This is a genomic window from Enterococcus sp. DIV0876, assembly GCF_050529585.1.
Classification (GTDB): domain Bacteria; phylum Bacillota; class Bacilli; order Lactobacillales; family Enterococcaceae; genus Enterococcus_D.
On sequence record NZ_CP172882.1, the window covers coordinates 835,689 to 855,387 of the forward strand.

Genomic DNA, 19,699 nt, shown 5'->3' on the forward strand with positions numbered 1-19,699 from the left:
AAAGGGATATATAAAGGAGGAAAAGTGAATGGAAGAAACAGCAACTGGAGGATTAGTCAAAGGGTTTCGGATGATCTGGGCAATCGTAAAATTAAACTTGCTCTTTATTGCCTTTACTTTCGCAGGGGGCGTTGTTTTTGGGGTTGGTCCAGCCTTTTATACGATCAGCAGTTTGATTGAAACCTATGGATTGGCTTATGAAGAACAAACATTTCGTCGAGGATGGCACATGTGGAAAACCGGTTTTTGGCGGGCGAACAAACAATTCTATCTTTTCTTTGCGGTGGCAGGTTTTCTCATGTATAACTTATACCTAGCAACGCAAATCCAAGGATTGATTTGGCTGGTCATCTCCTTCGTCTTGATCGTAGTCATTGGTTTATGCGGATTGCTGTATTTCATGTCTGTGACCTTTGATGCCTGTTACGAGATCTCATTTGGAAACAACCTGAAGCTATCCTTTATCTGTTTATTTTTGCGCATGGGGACTTTCTTAAAATTGATTTTTGGCTTAATCGGGATCGCTGTGATCACTTGGACCATGAAAGGATTATTTCTTTTTGGTACCTTTAGTTTGATGATGCTTTGGGTCCATGGGGCGCTTCGACCAGAACGACAATTGATCGAACGGGACCTGACCGATGCGTAAACGAATGGTCAATTTCTTCAAACATGACTTTTTGATCAATCAACTGATGCAATTATACAGTTTTTTGCTGGTCATTATGGCTGTTGTGATCATGCTGGCACTAAGTACCTATACGGGAATCGAGCGTTTCAACAACAGCAATCGACTGGCAGAAAACAGCAGCTTGCAACTGGATACCTATGTCAAAGAACGCAATACGGTCGTTTCAACAGTTTTAGGTGAATTTACCAGTTCGGATACAGCCTTCGAGTCTTTGCGCAACTATTTGCAACTATCGTTACCTGACTATTTTTCTTATAGTAATGAAATTTTTCGTCAGACAGGGCAGAGCGTCTATTTGCCCAATATTTTATACCGACTGCTGCGAGAGCATCCGGATATCGAAGAAATCATTGTCCAATTAGATGAAAGCAATGATTTGCTGGTTGCTTCTCCCCAAGCGCCTTATGGAGAAAAACGAATCGGCACAAAGCTTGATTTGAAGAATCGATTGTATTTTGTCCGTCCCATCTCGCAACCAAGCAACTATGCCCAACCATTGGGGCAAGTCTATGTCGTCTTTCAAGCTGATACCGTCATGGCTAATCTCGCTGCAGACAATCAGTCTCACGGCATTGAAAGTTTCTTATACAGCGCCAATGGGCAGCGATTGTTTCAAAGTGCCAATGGATTGAGCGCAGCAGATGTCAAGAAAATCGATGCTGCCATGGCCCAAAGGCAAGATTATACCAAGCTGCAAAAAGATTATTATCTACATAAACAAACAACCGTCAGTGGTGAAATTTCTTTGGTTCTCTTGTCGAAAAATGTCATTTGGCAAGAAATCATCCGTAAAACATTGTTTATCTTTATCATCGGCGCAGCGGTCATCGGGTTGCTGCTTTGGGTCTTGCAACGAACCTTCAAAAGGTATACATCGCAAGTCAAAAGAATCGTGGCAGCCACAAAGGCTGTTAGTCACGGTGATTTCAAGAACCAGATCGATACCAGAAATGTCCAGCAAGAGTTGAAAGAAATCGCAGAAGCGATCAACCATATGACCGTCAGTATCAATGATTATATCGAGGATATTTATACATTGGAAATCAAGCAGCGAGATGCTGACATGCGGGCTTTGCAAGCACAAATCAATCCACATTTTCTTTATAACACATTGGAATATATCCGCATGTATGCTTTAAGCCGCAACCAAGAAGAACTAGCGGATGTTGTTTATGCGTTTTCGGCTTTGCTGCGCAACAATACTACCCAAGAAAAAGTCAAAACCCTTGCAGAAGAAGTTTCTTTCTGTGAAAAATACGTCTATTTGTATCAAATGCGTTATCCAGATAAAATTGCCTATCATGTCACTGTGGATCCAGAATTAGCACAATTGTATTTGCCAAAGTTCACATTACAACCTTTGGTAGAAAATTATTTTGTTCATGGGATCGATTACCAGCGCAATGACAATGCCATCAGTATCAAAGCTTATCCGATCGATGATCAGATCGTGATCCAAATCAAGGACAATGGCAAAGGGGCAACGAGGGCGCAAGTAACGCAATTAAATGAAACGTTGCGGATTGCTGAAATTGAGAAACAAACCTCGATCGGTATCAAAAATGTCCATGAACGCTTGCGGGGGATGTTTGGCAGCGGATATCACATGGATATTGATGCGCAAAAGGATGCAGGATTTTTGATCACGATCTATTTGGCAAAAGATGTGATAAGGAAGGGAATGAACAACGGTGTATAAAGCAATGTTCGTGGATGATGAATATATGATCCTTGAAGGGCTGAAAATGATTTTGCCATGGCGGGAACTAGGATTTGACGTCGTCTATACAGCCAAAAATGCCTCAGAAGCTTTAGCCTATTTGGCCGATCATGCTGTCGATTTGCTGATTACTGATATCCAAATGCCAGAAATGAATGGCATTGATATGATCGAACGAGCGCAAAGACAAGGCAGCCATTTCTTCTCGATCATTCTTTCAGGTTATCAAGAATTCAATTATGTGAAACAAGGTATGGCTCTTGGGGTACGCAATTATTTGGTCAAGCCGGTCAATAAGCAAGAATTGCAAAAAAGTGTTGAGGCGATTGCCGAAGAATTGGCAGAGCAACAGCAACTAGCAGCGGAAAAAGAACTCTATCAAGAATCAAGCTTGTTGCTATGGCTCAATGATGAGTTGAACGAGTCGGAGTATCAGCATTTATTGGCCCTGCAAAAAAGCGATGTCCAGCCACCATATACAGTCTTGCAATTTGTTGGGGACCCACATGCACTTACAGCCATCAACAATTTGTGCCAAAAGCAAGGTCAGCCATTTATTTTGCCAGGCAAAATCGGTGAAGGACAACTCACTGTGATTGCCGTAGGGGAGCGACAACGAATCATTGACTTACTCAATCAAGTCATCGAAACAAACACACCAGCCTCTTGGCAAGTGATCGTCAGTGAAACAGCAGCTGCATGGGAAGATGTCTATCATGCCTATGAAAAAATCAAACAAGTCCAAGGCTTGCAAAGTTTTTACCCAGATTTGTTTATGGACGAACCTATCATTCCTGTGTCGATCTTGGAAAAGAATGAAGACCAGCCGCTGCTTGCTTTCAACAAAGCCTTAACGATTGGGGACCTTAAAACTGTTCAAGCGGAATTGGATGATATTTTCGGTACCTTGACTCAGGCGCAAGCTGATCCTGAACATGTCCGTTATACGGCATTCCTTTTATTTAATGATATGTACCGCCAATTGACTGCATTATCAGATGAAAACCATGAGGTGATTTTACATAAAATCAAAGAAGCACCATCCTTGGCAGATTTGCGGGAATTATTCGATGATATCCTCCGTCTAGTGAAGAGCCAGCCTAGTCAGAAACGCTATTCAGAAATTGTCCAAAAAACGATTCTGCTGATCGAAGAAGGGTTCACCCATGACTTGACCGTTAAAGCAGCGGCTGAAGATCTGCATGTCAGTGTTGTTTATTTGGGACAACTCTTCAAAAAAGAAACAGAGATGAGCTTCAATCAGTATGTGAATCGGGTACGGATCAAACAAGCCCAAAAACTGCTTTTGCAGACCAATCAAACAGTCAGTGAAGTGGGGGATGCGATTGGCTACAACAACACCAATTACTTCTCCAAAATGTTCAAAAAACTGACAGGTATAACACCCAAAGAATTCCGCGATAAATATAGTCAACAATATGAATCACTGGATTAATTCGATTTTTTAGGTAAAAATACGACAAATCTTTCAGAAAAGATAGTAATTTGAACGCTTTCAAGGTAAACTAGAAAGCGTGTGTTCAATGATAAATGAAAGAAAAGAGCGTGATGTCGTGAAAGAAACTAAAAAAATTGGACAAGTATTTTTAGGAACAGGTTTGATTGCATTGGCCGTTTCCTTATTGATCACTGCCCATCAAGGGTATGATACGATCAGTACCTTTTTATTGGGTATTTTAAACTTTGTAGATCTGCCTTTTTGGATCGCAAGCCTTTGTTTTAATTGTGTTGTTTTAGTGATTGTTGCTGTGTTGGGGCGTGAAGAGTTAGGGATCGGCAGTTTCATCAATGGGATCGGTCTTGGTTTGTTGATTGGGATCTTTGAGCCGATGTTGGACAAAGTATCGGTCCATCTGCCGTTTTATTCTTGGCTCGCTATTATTGCTGCACCGATTTTATTTGGCATCGGGGCTGGGATCTATGTATCCTCTAACAAAGGGTCAGCTGCTTTAGAAGCACTGACTGCTTTGATTTATAAACGGACAAAATTGACCCAAAAAACGATCCGTATCGGCTTAGATGCTGCAATGGTCTTGATCGGGTTTGCCTTAGGTGCAAGTGTTGGTTTGGGGACACTGTTGTGTATCGTCTTCATCGGACCGATTTTTGAGGCCACCTTGAAATTCTTAGCTGCACACGCACCAGCAAAACAAAAATGATGTGGTTGAGCTGCCTTGATGGCGGCTTTTTTGATACGTAAAGCAATAAGATAGTCTAGCCAAAAAGCGCATTTATTCCATGGTTCAAGTGAACAATAATTGGGTATACTGGGATACAAAGGAGGAATAAAATGAAAAGTTTCAAAGCAACATTAATGGCTTGCTTTGCCGGGTACATTGTTCAGGCTATTATCAATAATTTCGCACCACTGCTTTTTTTGACCTTTCAATCGCAATATCAACTACCAATCACCCAGATCACACTTTTGGTGAGTATCAACTTTTTGACCCAACTATTCGTTGATTTTGCAGCGATCTTTTTTGTGGATCGCATTGGGTATCGACCTTCGATCGTGGCAGCGCATGGATTTGCTGCGGCGGGTTTGATTGGATTGGCATTTTTTCCAGCACTTTTTCCTTCCCCATTTAGTGGATTACTCGCAGCAGTCGTCTTGTATGCTATCGGCGGCGGCCTCTTGGAAGTCTTGGTAAGTCCAATCGTTGAAGCCAGTCCAACCGACCACAAAGAAAAGACAATGAGTCTGCTGCATTCTTTTTATTGTTGGGGCTATGTCGGGGTGGTTTTATTATCAACGCTTTTCTTTGCTATATTTGGCATCGCGCGTTGGCAGCTTTTGGCTGTGATTTGGTCGGTGCTGCCTATTGCCAATCTATTCGTCTTTTTGAAAGTACCGTTAGCACCGATCGTAGCAGAAGGAGAGCAAGGTTTAGCTACGCGCGGTTTATTCAAATTAAAAACATTTTGGCTGCTGCTTGTGATGATGGTCTGTGCAGGTGCTTCTGAACAAGCAGTCAGCCAGTGGGCCTCGACGTTTGCAGAGCAAGGGTTGGGTGTATCAAAAACCATAGGCGATTTATCAGGACCAATGGTTTTTGCACTTATGATGGGGGCTTCGCGCTTGCTTTATGGGCGTTTTGGCGAACGGATAGACCTCAAACGATTTATGGTATTTAGTTTATGTCTTTGTTTGATTGCCTACGGAATGATTGGCTTGGCGAATATGCCGCTGATTGGTTTCTTAGGTTGCGGGATCAGCGGTTTTGCTGTTGGGATTTTGTGGCCAGGTATTTTCAGCTTTTCAGCGCAGTATATTCGCAATGGCGGTACGGCGTTGTTTGCTTATTTGGCTTTAGCAGGTGACTTGGGCTGTTCCTTGGGGCCAGCCGTTGTGGGCAATGTTGTAGAATGGTCAGGGGCTAGTCTGCAGCTAGGGATCTTAGCGGCGGTGGTTTTTCCAGTACTGTTATTGATTGCACTGATCTGCTTGCAGCGAATCAGTAAAACAGAACAAAGTCCGTTAAACATACTGACAGATCAGGATTGATTGACCTAGGCAAATGCTTTTCAGATGAAAGCATTTGCTTTTTTTATTTGACAAAAAGTGCTAGTCAAGCCAGCGGCTATCCGCTATACTTTGACTAATTCAACGTGAAGGAAGTGAAGGCGTGAAAAGTCAATTAAAAAAAGAAATCAGCTTTTTCGGGGCGCTATCGACCGTAATGGGAACCGTGATTGGTGCAGGTGTATTTTTTAAAGCCGCGGCCGTTGTTCAGCAAACACAATCAACTGGACTGACATTATTGGTTTGGTTGCTCGCCGGATTCTTAACGATTTGCGGTGGCTTGACCGTTGCCGAATTAGCAACAGCTATCCCTGAAACAGGTGGCCCCATTCGCTACATTGAAAAGATTTATGGCAAGCTGCCCTCATTTTTACTAGGTTGGGCGCAAAGCATCATCTATTTCCCAGCCAATGTAGCAGCTTTAAGTATTATTTTTGCTACCCAATGTATCAATTTATTCCATTTATCGAGCCATTATTTGATACCATTATCGATTTTGACCGCTTTAAGTGTGACATGTATCAATTTGTTGGGGACAAAAGCAGCTGCGAGTGTACAGTCTTTTACATTGGCCATCAAATTGATTCCTATTGCATTGATCATTGTGGCAGGTTTGGTGTTACCTGGGCAAGTCGAGGTTTCTTTAGTCGATTTTTCTTCAAACAATCAACAGTCTGTATTGGCAGGGATCAGCAGTGCTTTATTAGCAACGTTATTTGCTTATGATGGTTGGTTAGGGGTCGGGAATGTGGCCGGTGAGATGAAACAGCCGGAAAGAGATTTGCCGAAAGCCATTATTTTTGGTTTGAGCTTTGTGACGTTGGTGTATGTGCTGATCAATGTGGCGTTTCTCAAAACATTGCCTATTGATCAAATTGCAGGCAACTTGAATAGTGCATCAGAAACTGCGCTGGCTTTATTCGGCGCTTTCGGCGGCAAGCTGGTCACGATTGGGATTTTGATTTCTGTTTATGGCGCTTTGAACGGGTACACGATGACGGGGCTGCGGGTACCTTATGCCATGGCTTTAGCAAACGAGATTCCTTTTAGCCAGACATTTGCCAAACTAAGCAAACGGACCAGTGCGCCTTATGCGGCAGCGATCTTGCAAGTCAGTATTGCGTGCATCATGATTTTTCTCGGTACCTTTGACCTATTGACAGATATGCTGGTTTTCGTGATGTGGGTCTTTAGTGTATTATTATTTATAGGTGTGATGATATTGCGCAAACGAAATCCCCACATGCACCGCCCATATCGAGTCCCACTTTATCCAGTCACACCATTGATTGCTTTACTAGGGGGCTGCTTCATCTTGGTCATGACATTGATCACAACGCCTGGATTAGCGCTGATCGGCATGGGTGTGACAGCATTAGGGATCCCTGTATATTATGCGAAAGCGAAAGGAGTCATCAAATGAAAATAGTTGTTTTAGATGGATATGCCCTTAATCCTGGAGATTTAGATTGGCATAAGATGGAAGAACTCGGCGATCTGACGGTTTATGAGCGAACTTCTTATACGGATAACACAGAGATCATCACACGTATAGGTGATGCAACTGCTGTTTTCACCAATAAAACTCCTTTGAACAAAGAAATTCTGCAAGCGTGTCCCCAATTGACCTATATCGGTGTGCTGGCGACTGGTTATAATGTCGTTGATCTAAAGGCTGCCAAAGAACAAGGGATCACGGTGACCAATATTCCTAGTTACAGCACCAATGCCGTGGCTCAAGCGACATTTGCGTTGCTGTTAGAAGTCACCAATCAAGTAGGGCATCATAACCAATCAGTCCATCAAGGGGATTGGCAGCAGAGCAAAGATTTTTCTTATTGGCAAACACCTTTGACTGAGTTGGCAGGCAAAACACTGGGCTTGATTGGCTATGGTGCAATCGCACAAGCCGTCGCAATGATTGCCCATGCCTTTCAAATGGAGGTCATCTACTATAATCATCGGCCAAAAGCGCCACAAGCTGAGTGGACCAAACAAGTAACATTAGACACCATTTATCAAGAAGCGGATATCATTAGTCTGCACGTGCCGCAGTTTCCTGAGACGGAAGGGATGATCGATCAAGCGGCTTTGGCGCAAATGAAAGATACAGCGATTTTGATCAATACAGCGCGAGGTGGATTATTGGATGAATCTGCGGTTGCTCAAGCATTGACGGATGGCAAAATTGCTGCCCTAGCAGCGGATGTGGTTTCCAAAGAACCGATTGCTGCTGATAACCCATTGTTACAAGCACCAAATTGTTACTTAACCCCTCATATTGCGTGGGCACCAATTGAAACAAGAAAACGGTTGATGGAAATTGCTGTCGGAAATTTGACAGCGTTTATCCATAAGACGCCGCGAAATGTTGTTTCTTAAAGCGTACGATCAAGCAGAAAGACTTTGACAACCAGAACCCTTTTCGTTGTATCCCTATCCGTGATACCTCAAGGATAGCGGATGCTCCTTTGAGAGGGGTGATTGCTGGGCGTGTCAAAGTCTTTTTTAGATAGAAAGGGTCAAGAAATGAAAAAATGGGTTTACTGCTTAGGTCTTATCGTGTTGCTTATGCTGAGTTGGCTGATTCAAGCCAAAAGCAGTGTCTTCTATAGTCAACCAATTTTGACCATATCCTCTGTGACAATAGAAGATGATCAGCAAATCATTCAAGGAACCATGAAGAACGGCGCACAGAAAGGAGAACATTATACCCTTGTGGCGGATTACCACCAAAGCGCGGCGATTCATGCCCATTATCAGCAAGGGCAACAGCTCTTGCTAACACAAAACGGAACCGAATGGCAAATCTTGTCGCAAAAACGAGATGGCTACCTGTTCTTTCTCTTTGGACTGTTTATTGGGATAGTTCTTATGATCGGCGGGAAAAAGGGGCTGCGGGCATTGCTCAGTGTTGTCATCAATACCGGACTAATCATCGGTATCTTATGGATCAATAAACAATTGCCGCAGTTTTCATTACTTTTTTTGATGTTGCTGTTTACGATCGTATCGGTCATCTTTACGATGGGGATCTCATACACATTTCAGGCAATCGATGGACGTAAAGTAGCGGCTGTGTTGATCAGCGTGCTGAGTGCGTTTATGATTTGCTGGGTGTCGATGAATCTGCTCCATGACCAAGGGTTGCGGTATGAGGAGATGTCTTTTGTGACGCGGCCTTACCGCAGTATCTATCTAGCCAGTCTGTTGATTGGGGCGATCGGTGCCAGTATGGATAATGTGATCATGATCATAGCCAGTCTTGATGAATTGCAACGAAATGATCCAAAGATCGAGGCACCCGCGAGATTGGCAGCAGGTCGTGCAATTGCGCAAGATACGACTTCATCTATGGTCAATGTGTTGCTGTTTGCTTATTTAAGCGGCAGTATGCCTGCGGTTCTATTTTATCTTGCCAATGGGTGGGCCTTTCAACAGGCCTTTGCCATGCACGCTTCTTTGGAGTTGCTGCGGGCTTTATGTGGGGGCTTTGCACTTGTGCTGTCAGTGCCGATCACGCTTTGGATCTATGAGATCCACCAACGGAGGTGCAAACAATGAATGTCTTATTTGTGCTGATTCTGCTGTTCTTATTATTGACATTTGCGGTATTTAGACAAGCAGGTCTTTTCCAAGTGACAGGGATTTTCATCAATGTGATGATTTTCGTTTTGGTGCTGGTATTGATCGATCAAGGCTTGCCAATTCTGCTTGTTACAAGCGCAGGTTTTTTGACAGTCGCAGCAATCACTCTGTTTTTCATTAATGGGGTCAATGCCAAAACCAAGGTGGCGTTCTTTTGTGTCACAGTTTTTTTCTTGTTTTGTTTGCTGGTATTGCCGCTGTTGATCGAAGGGATCGGTATCCAAGGCTTTGCCCATGAAGAGCTGGATGAATTGGCGATGTATGATTTCGATGTACCTTTTGATTTTTCTGCGTTGGCCTTTGCTATTATTTTAATGAGTTTTTCTGGTGCAGTAGCAGATGGAAGTATGGCTATCAGCACCGCTACCTATGAACTACTGCAAGCAGATCCAACCCTATCCTTCCAGGCACTTCGACAAAGCAGTTTTCGGATCGTCAGTGAAGTATTGTCTTCAACGATCAATACCCTTTTATTTGCTTTTATGGGTAGTAATTTAGCGTTGATTATTTGGTTTCAAGATGTCCGGGAATCCTTCGCTACGCTGATCAATGCAAAATCGTTTGCAGCAGAAGTCGTGATTTGTTTAGTGACAGGAATGGCTGCTGTGGTGATATTGCCAATCACGGCGATTTGTGCAAGTTGGTATTTTTATCGAGGGAAAAGTGATTTGGAAAAGAAGTGATCAGACTATTGCAATGGAATAGTTGAGGGTTATTTTATAGGTTGATCAATAGAAATTCAAAAATAAAAAACGTTATCCGCTGTTACAAGGGATAACGTTTTTTACTTTTTGTTTTATTTTATGGACATCCTTATATAGCAGTGATGAAACTTTTACGCTCAATCAACTCAGCACCTAACAGGATGGTTTTGGTGATTTTTCTGCGATAAATAATTTGGTCAACCAATGAATCTACAGCTGTTTTAGCTAACTCCTCGACGTCTATCTTGAAAGTCGTCAGAGGCGGAGAAACGAACTTAGCGATCTCATTGTCGTTGATACTGATAAGTTCCATGCGATCTGGGATGGTGATCCCACGTTCGTTTAGGGCTTGTAAAACACCAACAGCTATCGTATCGGAAGATACAAATAGGCATTCAGGTAAATCATCTTTTAATACGTCAACCATTTCTGAAGCCAATTGATAGCCGGTTTCAACTGAAAATTTTCCCCTAGAAAAAATAAAATCGTCATTCAAAAGTTGTTGTTGAGACAATGTCTGACGAAAAACTTCCTCACGGCTATCCATTTCTTCCAATCCCGTGTCTGGATTAAAATAGCTGCCCCCAATGAAACCAATCTTATTGTATTTTTTCTTGAGAAACAAATCGATTGCTGTTCGCGTCATACGATCTGTATCTGGTTTGACCGTATCAAATAAATCTGCCCGCGGATTGATTTCTAAAATTACGCCAAATTCACAAACATGTTTAAATGATTGGATTTCTTTTGTGCTAAAAGAACCGATTCCGATAAAACCAGAAACATGGTTTAACGTTTCTATGACATCATCTTCGTGTGTAATCAAACAAATCTCTAGATTGTTGATTTTTGCATATTTCTCTAAAGAAGTCCTAAGATGACGAAAGTATAAATCTTGCAGTTCTTCTTGTTCTGTTAACCAAAAAAGTACCGCGATTTTCTCTAATGTAGTGTTGATCTTTGACCGATCATAACCTAATGAAAGGGCTGTATGGATGATTTTATTTCTCGTATCAGGTGAAATAGACAATGATTCGTCACCTTTTAGCAGGCGAGAAACAGTCGCCTGAGAGAAACCTGCGTGTTCTGCTATTTTTTTTATAGTAACCAATCTGTTCACCTCCTTACACAGTATACGACATCTATCATCTTTAGTAAATAAATTTACTACAAATAGGGCGAGCAATTTTTTTGCTGTTCCTCTTGCTAATGAGAAACTTTCCCCTGTGATAATAGAAATGATTCGTTGTTGTAGTAAAAAATAGATATTAATTTTAGTAAATCTATTTACAAATATTGTAAAATAATTTATTATAGTTTTCGTGGATAGCGTTTTCATAAAAAGAATAGGAGTGAATGTAATGGCAAAAAAATTTTCGAATATGCTTTTTTTAGGACTTGCAGCTGTAACTTTAGGCGCATGTGGTCCCCAAGGAGAGAGCACAGATAGCACAAACACACAAAAAGACAATGGCAATGATTACGATTTATTGGTTTGGGAAGATCAGGCAAAATCAGATGGGATTGCAGATGCTGTTAAGCAGTTTGAAGAAGAACATGATGTGACTGTTAAAGTTGTCGAAAAGGCTTATGGTGGACAAATTGAAGATTTACGATTGGATGGCCCAGCTGGAACCGGTGCGGATGTTATCACAATACCAGGCGATCAAATCGGCACAGCTGTGACAGAAGGTTTATTAAAGGAGCTATCAGTCGACGATGCTACACAAGCGATTTATACTGAATCTGCCATGCAATCGCAGATAGTTGACGGAAAAGTATTTGGTTTGCCAAAAGCTGTTGAAACACAAATTTTGTACTACAATAAAGCACTTATTTCAGAAGAAGAATTGCCTCAAACAACAGATGAATGGCTATCTTATTCAAAATCTGTTTTAGGCGATGATAGTTACGGCTTATTGGCTCTATGGGATCAAATTTATTATGCACAAGGTGTACTTGGTGGCTATGGTGGCTATGTTTTCGGTACAAATGCTGATGGTTCATACAATCCGGATGATATTGGCTTAGCGAATGATGGGGCAATCGAAGGTGCTGATTATATCCAACAATTTTATGATGAAGGTGTTTTTCCATCAGGAATCGTGGGGGAACAGGGAATCAATGTGCTTGACTCATTATTTACAGAAGGGAAAGCTGCGGCTGTCATTTCAGGTCCATGGAATTTAGCTCCTTATAAAGAGGCCGGTATAGACTACGGTGTGATGGAACTGCCTGTCCTTGGAAATGGTGAGCATATGGGCTCATTCATTGGTGTGAAAAGTTACAACGTCAGCAGTTATTCACAAAACGCCGAATTAGCAGAAGAATTTGTTAAATTCATCAGCAACGAAGAAAATTCAAAAGTACGATATGAAAAAACAGAAGAAGTGCCAGCGGTTGCTGCTTTAGCAGTGGATGCATCTGTGCTGGAAAGTGAAAGTGCAGCTGCCATTGCGGCCCAATCACAATACGCAGAACTGACACCAGGAATCACTGAAATGAATGCTGTATGGGAACCTATAGATGCTGCATTACAGACGATAGCTACAGGCAAAGCCGAAGCCAAAACAGCACTTCCCCAAGCAGTTGATCAGATCAAATCATCTATAGCAGCCATTCAAAACTAATGAGGTGGGCGGCGGTCACGCCGCCTATTCTTTAAGCATAGGAGGAGTCAAAGGTGGGCAATTCACCAACAACGTATAGAAAAAAAGCGATGCTGCTCTCATTGGTACCAGGTTTAGGACAGTTATACAATGGACAGAAAATAAAAGGTGCTTTGTTCTTCTTCTTTTTTTTGATGTATCTCGTTGTATTCAAAGATTTGTTCAATATGGGCATCTGGGGGATCATCACATTAGGTGTTGAAGTACCTAGAGACAACTCGATTTTTCTTTTAGCAGAAGGTTTAGTGGCAATAATCGTTATTGGATTTGGACTTTTATTCTACTACTTGAATATCAGAGATGCATATAAAAATGGTGAGGAACGTGACAATGGTTTGTCTGTTCATTCGATCAAAGAAAGTTACCACACGCTTTTAAATGAAGGATATCCATACCTGATGAGTAGTCCTGCATTTTTATTGCTCGTTTTTTCAGTCATTTTTCCGATTCTTTTTAGTATTGCATTAGCTTTTACCAATTATGATCTTTATCATTCTGCCCCAGCTAATTTAGCTGATTGGGTAGGTCTAGAAACTTTCAAAAAGATTTTTACCGTTGATATTTGGCGGAGCACCTTTTTTAATGTTTTGGGTTGGACAGTGATATGGACTTTGATTGCATCAACTTTGCAAGTTTCGTTAGGGATTTTCTTAGCTGTAGTTGTTCATCAAAAGGAATTGAGATTCAAAAAAATCTTTCGGACGATGATGATCCTGCCTTGGGCTGTACCAGGTTTTGTGACGATCTTGGTCTTTTCAGGTATGTTCAACGATAGCTTTGGTGCAATCAACAATACGATCTTGGACTTCTTTAACATTGCACCCATTCCCTGGCTGACCAATGCGAACTGGACAAGAATCGCGCTATTATTGATTCAAGGATGGCTAGGTTTTCCGTATATCTTTATTGTCACAACAGGAACCTTGCAATCAATACCTGATGATTTATACGAGGCCGCCACGATAGATGGTGCAACAGCGATTCAGAAGTTTAAGAAAATTACGCTACCGCTATTATTATATGCAATGGCGCCAATACTCATTACGCAATACACATTTAACTTCAATAACTTCAATATTATTTATTTATTCAATTCAGGTGGGCCAGCTGTTCCTGGTTCAACTGCTGGTGGAACAGATATCTTGGTTTCTTGGATTTATAAACTAACGATGCAAAATAGTCAATATGCTTTAGCAGCAGCCTTAACGATTATGTTATCCATTTTCGTCATAGCGATTGCGCTTTGGCAGTTTAGACGGACAAACTCTTTTAAGGAGGTCAACTGATATGAAAACAAGAAGTTTAAAGAAACAAAAAATCCTTCGATTATCATTGACCTATCTTTTGTTGCTGGCTGTCACAGTAGTCATCGTTTATCCTTTACTTTGGACTGTTGGCGCCAGTTTCAACCCCGGAAATAGTTTGGTAAGTACTAGTTTGATACCGGACAATCCAACGCTGAGCCATTATGCGAAACTGTTTTCTGGAGATAATAGTTTATATTATGTCCAGTGGTATCTTAACTCTTTGAAAATCAGTGTGTTTACTATGGTGCTATCACTGATTTTTGTATCGATGACGGCTTATTCGTTTTCTCGTTTTCGATTTACTGGTAGAAAGAATGGATTAATGCTCTTTTTACTTTTGCAAATGATTCCGCAGTTTTCTGCATTGATAGCGATTTTCGTACTTGCGCAAATGCTGGGCTTGATCAATAGTCATTGGTTGTTGATTTTGATTTATGTGGGCGGACAAATACCGATGAATACGTATCTGCTGAAGGGATATTTTGATTCGATCCCACTAGATCTTGACGAAAGTGCCAAAATAGATGGCGCAAGCAATACACGTATTTTTTGGCAAATCTTGATCCCTTTGTCTCGACCTATGCTAGCGGTAGTAGCAATGAACGGTTTTACTGGTCCGTTGGGAGATTTTGCATTATCCTCAGTTTTATTAAGGAATCCTGAGTATTATACATTGCCAATTGGTCTTTATAAGTTAGTTACAGATAAAATGGGCGCAAGTTATACTACGTTCGCAGCAGGTGCTATTTTGATCAGTATTCCGATTGCGATCGTTTTCGTGGCATTACAAAAACATTTTGTTTCTGGCCTAACTGCTGGTGGAACAAAAGGATAGGGAGAAGAAATGAGAAAATATGATTTAGAATCAAGATTATTACATGGTGGAGACTATAATCCAGATCAATGGCTAGATTATCCAGAGATTTTGCAAGATGATCTTAAGTTGATGGATAAAGCCAAAGCCAACACCTTCTCTCTTGGCATTTTTGCTTGGAGTGCATTGGAACCGGAAGAGGGGGATTTTCAATTTGACTGGTTAGATCGCATCATGGATAACATTGCAGAGATGGGTGGCAATGTCATTTTAGCGACACCAAGCGCAGCGAGACCTGCCTGGATGTCAAAAAAATATCCGGAAGTTTTGCGTACAAATGAAAGAAGAGAAAAGATGTTGCATGGAGGCAGGCACAATCACTGTTTCTCTTCACCTGTATATCGTGAAAAGACCAAAATCATCAACCGCAAGCTGGCAGAGCGCTATAAAGACCATCCAGCATTATTGATGTGGCATATTTCAAACGAGTATTCTGGCGAATGTCATTGTGATTATTGTCAAAATAACTTTCGTCAATGGCTCAAAAATAAATATGTGACCCTAAAGCAACTAAATGAAGCTTGGTGGGGGCCTTTTTGGAGCCATACCATCACAGATTGGGATGAAATTGAATCACCGTCGCCAATAGGAGAAATGCAAGTCCATGGCTTGAATTTGGATTGGCGAAGATTTGTTACGGACCAAACGATAGATTTCTTTGAACATGAAATCAGTGATATCCGAAAACTTTCTCCTGATGTACCTGTGACAACAAACTTTATGGCAGATACCTATGATTTGATTCCTTTTCAAAGTTTGGATTATGGGAAATTTGCAAAACACGTGGATATCATCAGCTGGGATTGTTATCCCGCTTGGCACAATGATTGGGAAACAACAGCGGACTTAGCGAGCAAAGTTGGTTTTATCAATGATCAATATCGTAGTCTGAAACAACAACCTTTCCTTATCATGGAATCCACCCCCAGTGGTGTCAATTGGCATGATGTCAACCGTACAAAACGCCCCGGCATGCATTTATTGTCTTCGATGCAATTTATCGCCCATGGTTCTGATAGTAATCTTTATTTTCAATGGCGGAAATCTAGAGGATCTTCGGAGAAATTTCATGGTGCAGTCATAGATCATGATAATGATGAGAATAATCGTGTGTTTAAAGATGTAGCCACTGTCGGACATGCTCTGGAGAATATCAAATCAGTCAAAGGAATGCATAAATGTGCAAAGGTGGCCATCATTTTTGACTGGGATAACAACTGGGCGCTGAATGATGCGCAAGGATTTGGTTTACACAGTAAATTATATGCACAAACGCTGCAAAAGCATTATCGTCCGTTCTGGGATAATGATATAGCGGTTGATATCATTACATCAGAGCAAGATTTCAGCAAATACGATCTGTTGATTGCACCGATGTTATATTTAGTGCGTAAAGAAACGATGGAGCGATTGCAACAGTTTACAAAAAATGGAGGCACGCTTGTTTCCACTTATCTGACGGGCATCGTGAATGAAACGGATCTTGCCTATATAGGTGGCTGGCCACAAGAACTTGCGTCTTTGTTTGGTTTATCCGTGAAAGAAACGGATACACTTTATCCAGCACAAAACAATTTTCTTATATATGAGGATCAGAAATTTGTGGTCAATGATTATTGCAGTTTATTTGACGTTTCAACAGCAAAGACACTGGGTACTTATGGAACTGATTTTTATCAAGGAAAACCTAGTCTTTCTGTCAATCAATATGGTAAGGGAAATGCCTACTACATTGGTGCTAGAACGAATAGCGACTTTCTTGATACGTTTTATCGTTCACTTATCCAAACCCATGATTTAACAAATAAATGGATCGTAAAAGGAAACAAATATGTTTCTGTTCAAAGCAGAGAAGGAAAGCAAGAGGTTTATTTTATGATGAACTTTTCTGAAGCACCACAAAGCATCCAAGTAGCTGGGCGTAGTATTGACTTGATCACTGGAAAAAAATTATCAACGACTATCCAACTTGAGCCTTATGAAGTATTTGTAGTAAAACGAGAAAATCAGCAATAGCTAAAACCCAACTGATCAATAATCAGTTGGGTTTCTTTATGTTTATCAAAATGACATTACTCTTGTCCTTTGGCGTAAGCCGCAGATTTCGTGCCTGCTTGACGACCAAAGATAATGATATCAGCGACAGCATTTCCCCCAATACGGTTATCACCATGCAGTCCGCCAGTTACTTCGCCTGCTGCAAATAAGCCGGGGATCGGTTGACCATCCGTTGAGATGACTTCTGTATTGGTATTGATTTTGACACCACCCATTGTATGGTGGATCCCAGGTGCGATCGCGATTGCATAATATGGACCAGTGGATAGGTCATGATCCATGCCCGTTTCTCTGCCGAATGCAGCATCCTCTCCAGCAGCAACACTATCATTCCAAGTGGCAATTGTTTTTGCTAAGGCATCTTCTGGCATTGACAATTCTTTTGCTAAACCTTCAATCGTATCAGCAGATTTGACCAGTCCTTGAGACTCATAAAAATCAATTGCTGTGACCCGTTCTTTGACACCAGCATCAAATACCAATGTTGCTGATTTTTCAGGCAATGCAATAATGGCTGCTGAAACTTTGTCACGGGTTTCCATTTCATTGTAGAAACGTTCACCTTCATTATTGACAAGAATCGCGCCTTCACCACGGACAGCTTCAGTGATCAACAATGATTTTGATTGATCGACGGTTGGATGAATCTGAATTTTGTCCAAATCAACCGTTTGACCGCCTAAAGCTTCAATCATTTTGATTCCGTCACCAGTTGATCCTTCTTGGTTTGTCGTCACATAACCTTTTAAATCCGGGTTATACTCTTCGATCATTTCCATATTGGCACCGAAGCCACCGGTTGTGACAACAACGGCTTTCGCATCAACTGTTTTTTCACTGCCTTCGACATTGACTGTTACACCATTGACTTGACCATCGGTTTCATTGATTTCTTTCACATCAGCATTGACGAAAATTGGGATCTCCATTTCATGGATGTTGCGCATCAAGCCATCTACTAGATATTCGCCAACCGCTGACCCATCAGTTGGGCGGTGGGTTCTTTTTTCGCTCATGCCGCCTGTTACAGTCAGGTTATCCAATGTGATCCCCATTGAATCTAGCCAATCGATGGCTTCAGCTGAGTGATCAACAAAATAGCGTAATAATTCTTTGTCATTGGTTCCTTTACCACCAGCTAGCGTTTCTTCATAAAATAAATCATTCGAATCTTCTATGCCTTCCGCTTTTTGGAATTTGGTTTCTGATGCGTTCATACCCGCTGAAGATTTTAACGTATTTCCACCTGCAATCGGCATTTTTTCTAAAATCACAGGATTGGCACCTGCTTCTTTGGCTTGGATCGCTGTCGCCATCCCAGCACCACCGGCACCTACGATCACGACATCATAGCTGTCTGCCAACTCACTAGGATCCGTATATTCTTGCCCAGATGCGGCTGAATTTGCATCCGTTTCCTCACTGCTTACAGTCGTACTACTGCTGCTGGCACTCGTTTGTGAATCAGCACCACAAGCACTTAACATCGATAGTGTACCTAAAACCACCAAAGTTTTGCCCAATTTCTTCATATATATTCCTCCTAAACTTTTTTTCCACTTAAAAGAGTAACATACGATAGCGTCTCTTTTAAGTATTTGTTCAATTTATCACATGAATATGAGAATTTTTTTAGTTTCCTTACACAATACGTAGAAAAGAGGCTTGCAAAAGTCAATTATTTTTGTATAATGGAAATAAGTTAGGTTAGCCTAAAAAATAAAATATACAAACCTTAACTATAGAAATGGAGTGAGAATATGATTACTTTTTCAACGATATCAGCCAGTTATGATGGTGTGCATCAAGCTGTAGAAAATGTCTCTTTTGCTACCACAAAACCAGCTATCGTCGGCATTATTGGCCCGAATGGAGCGGGAAAATCAACCTTTATCAAAGCTGCATTGCAATTGATACCAGCAACTGGAAAGGTCACTGTCAATGATCAGCCGTTGGCATCTTTCCAAAAAAAAATTGCTTACGTGGAACAAAAGTCGGCAATTGATTATACTTTTCCAATTACGGTCAAAGAAGTCGTGTCTTTGGGCTTGTATCCGAATATGCGCTTATTGCAGCGCATCAGTCAACAGCAATGGCAGCAAGTGAAATCAGCTTTAGCAGCAGTTGAAATGACAGAATTTGCTGAACGTCAAATCGGTGAGTTGTCTGGTGGACAATTTCAACGGGTCTTGATCGCCCGGACGTTAGTGCAAGAAGCGGATTATATTTTTCTAGATGAACCCTTTGCTGGGATCGATGCTGCAAGTGAAGCAATCATCGTGGCTTTATTAAGACAATTACGAGACAACGGCAAGACAATTTTTATCGTGCATCATGATCTAGGCAAAATCACGGAGTATTTCGATGAACTGGTGATGCTGAATCAACGGCTGATTGCCTATGGAACTGTGGCAGACGTATTTACCGATGTCAATCTTAAAGGGACCTTTGGTGATTCGATTATTGTGAAGGGGGGAATCTAAA

Annotated in this window: 16 protein-coding genes; 14 read left to right on the forward strand and 2 right to left on the reverse strand. The window is 41.4% G+C overall.

Annotation, left to right across the window (positions count from 1 at the left end; translation table 11 throughout):
* Positions 1 to 28: 28 nt before the first annotated feature.
* The 9 genes from IGI41_RS03900 to IGI41_RS03940 all read left to right on the forward strand — a co-directional run bounded on the left by IGI41_RS03900 (position 29) and on the right by IGI41_RS03940 (position 10,286).
* The gene (locus IGI41_RS03900; protein ID WP_430611412.1) at positions 29 to 649 is read left to right on the forward strand and encodes a YesL family protein; all 621 of its coding nucleotides are present in this window, start codon (positions 29 to 31) and stop codon (positions 647 to 649) included.
* Positions 642 to 2,390: a sensor histidine kinase gene (locus tag IGI41_RS03905; RefSeq protein ID WP_430611413.1), complete on the forward strand. Its 1,749-nt coding sequence runs from the start codon at positions 642 to 644 to the stop codon at positions 2,388 to 2,390. The genes IGI41_RS03900 and IGI41_RS03905 overlap by 8 nt, the downstream gene beginning before the upstream one ends.
* Entirely contained in the window at positions 2,383 to 3,867 is a 1,485-nt protein-coding gene (locus tag IGI41_RS03910; RefSeq protein ID WP_430611414.1) for a response regulator transcription factor, read from the forward strand. Before IGI41_RS03905 ends, IGI41_RS03910 begins: the two co-directional genes overlap by 8 nt.
* Positions 3,868 to 3,985: 118 nt before the next feature.
* Complete coding sequence (locus IGI41_RS03915) at positions 3,986 to 4,591, forward strand: YczE/YyaS/YitT family protein (protein WP_430612722.1); 606 nt, start codon at positions 3,986 to 3,988, stop codon at positions 4,589 to 4,591.
* 131 nt (positions 4,592 to 4,722) lie between these two features.
* On the forward strand, positions 4,723 to 5,937 hold the full coding sequence (locus IGI41_RS03920; RefSeq protein WP_430611415.1) for an MFS transporter: 1,215 nt from the start codon (positions 4,723 to 4,725) through the stop codon (positions 5,935 to 5,937).
* Positions 5,938 to 6,058: 121 nt separating this feature from the next.
* Positions 6,059 to 7,378 (forward strand): APC family permease, encoded by a 1,320-nt coding sequence (locus IGI41_RS03925; RefSeq protein ID WP_430611416.1) that lies wholly within the window; start codon positions 6,059 to 6,061, stop codon positions 7,376 to 7,378.
* A complete protein-coding gene (locus tag IGI41_RS03930) occupies positions 7,375 to 8,337 on the forward strand; it encodes a D-2-hydroxyacid dehydrogenase (RefSeq protein WP_430611417.1) in 963 nt (320 codons plus the stop codon). Before IGI41_RS03925 ends, IGI41_RS03930 begins: the two co-directional genes overlap by 4 nt.
* 147 nt (positions 8,338 to 8,484) lie before the next feature.
* On the forward strand, positions 8,485 to 9,519 hold the full coding sequence (locus IGI41_RS03935) for a YibE/F family protein (RefSeq protein WP_430611419.1): 1,035 nt from the start codon (positions 8,485 to 8,487) through the stop codon (positions 9,517 to 9,519).
* Positions 9,516 to 10,286, forward strand: coding sequence for a YibE/F family protein (locus tag IGI41_RS03940; protein WP_430611421.1), 771 nt, complete (start codon positions 9,516 to 9,518; stop codon positions 10,284 to 10,286). The genes IGI41_RS03935 and IGI41_RS03940 overlap by 4 nt, the downstream gene beginning before the upstream one ends.
* Positions 10,287 to 10,416: 130 nt before the next feature.
* On the opposite strand, the gene IGI41_RS03945 is transcribed toward IGI41_RS03940, so the two are convergent.
* A complete protein-coding gene (locus IGI41_RS03945; protein ID WP_430611423.1) occupies positions 10,417 to 11,418 on the reverse strand; it encodes a LacI family DNA-binding transcriptional regulator in 1,002 nt (333 codons plus the stop codon).
* Positions 11,419 to 11,668: 250 nt separating this feature from the next.
* Here IGI41_RS03945 and IGI41_RS03950 point away from each other — a divergent pair, with 250 nt between their 5' ends.
* From IGI41_RS03950 to IGI41_RS03965, 4 genes are all read left to right on the forward strand, one after another.
* On the forward strand, positions 11,669 to 12,937 hold the full coding sequence (locus IGI41_RS03950) for an extracellular solute-binding protein (RefSeq protein WP_430611425.1): 1,269 nt from the start codon (positions 11,669 to 11,671) through the stop codon (positions 12,935 to 12,937).
* A gap of 89 nt (positions 12,938 to 13,026) precedes the next feature.
* Positions 13,027 to 14,262, forward strand: a complete 1,236-nt coding sequence (locus IGI41_RS03955; RefSeq protein WP_430612724.1) for a carbohydrate ABC transporter permease — start codon at positions 13,027 to 13,029, stop codon at positions 14,260 to 14,262.
* 1 nt (position 14,263) lies between these two features.
* Positions 14,264 to 15,118: a sugar ABC transporter permease gene (locus tag IGI41_RS03960; RefSeq protein ID WP_430611427.1), complete on the forward strand. Its 855-nt coding sequence runs from the start codon at positions 14,264 to 14,266 to the stop codon at positions 15,116 to 15,118.
* Between the two features lie 9 nt (positions 15,119 to 15,127).
* Complete coding sequence (locus IGI41_RS03965; RefSeq protein WP_430611429.1) at positions 15,128 to 17,173, forward strand: beta-galactosidase; 2,046 nt, start codon at positions 15,128 to 15,130, stop codon at positions 17,171 to 17,173.
* Between the two features lie 56 nt (positions 17,174 to 17,229).
* Here IGI41_RS03965 and IGI41_RS03970 read toward each other — a convergent pair whose 3' ends face one another.
* Positions 17,230 to 18,747, reverse strand: coding sequence for a flavocytochrome c (locus tag IGI41_RS03970; protein WP_430611431.1), 1,518 nt, complete (start codon positions 18,745 to 18,747; stop codon positions 17,230 to 17,232).
* Between the two features lie 228 nt (positions 18,748 to 18,975).
* Between IGI41_RS03970 and IGI41_RS03975 the strand changes: the two genes are divergently transcribed.
* Positions 18,976 to 19,698: a metal ABC transporter ATP-binding protein gene (locus tag IGI41_RS03975; RefSeq protein WP_430611433.1), complete on the forward strand. Its 723-nt coding sequence runs from the start codon at positions 18,976 to 18,978 to the stop codon at positions 19,696 to 19,698.
* The last annotated feature ends 1 nt before the right edge of the window (position 19,699 follow it).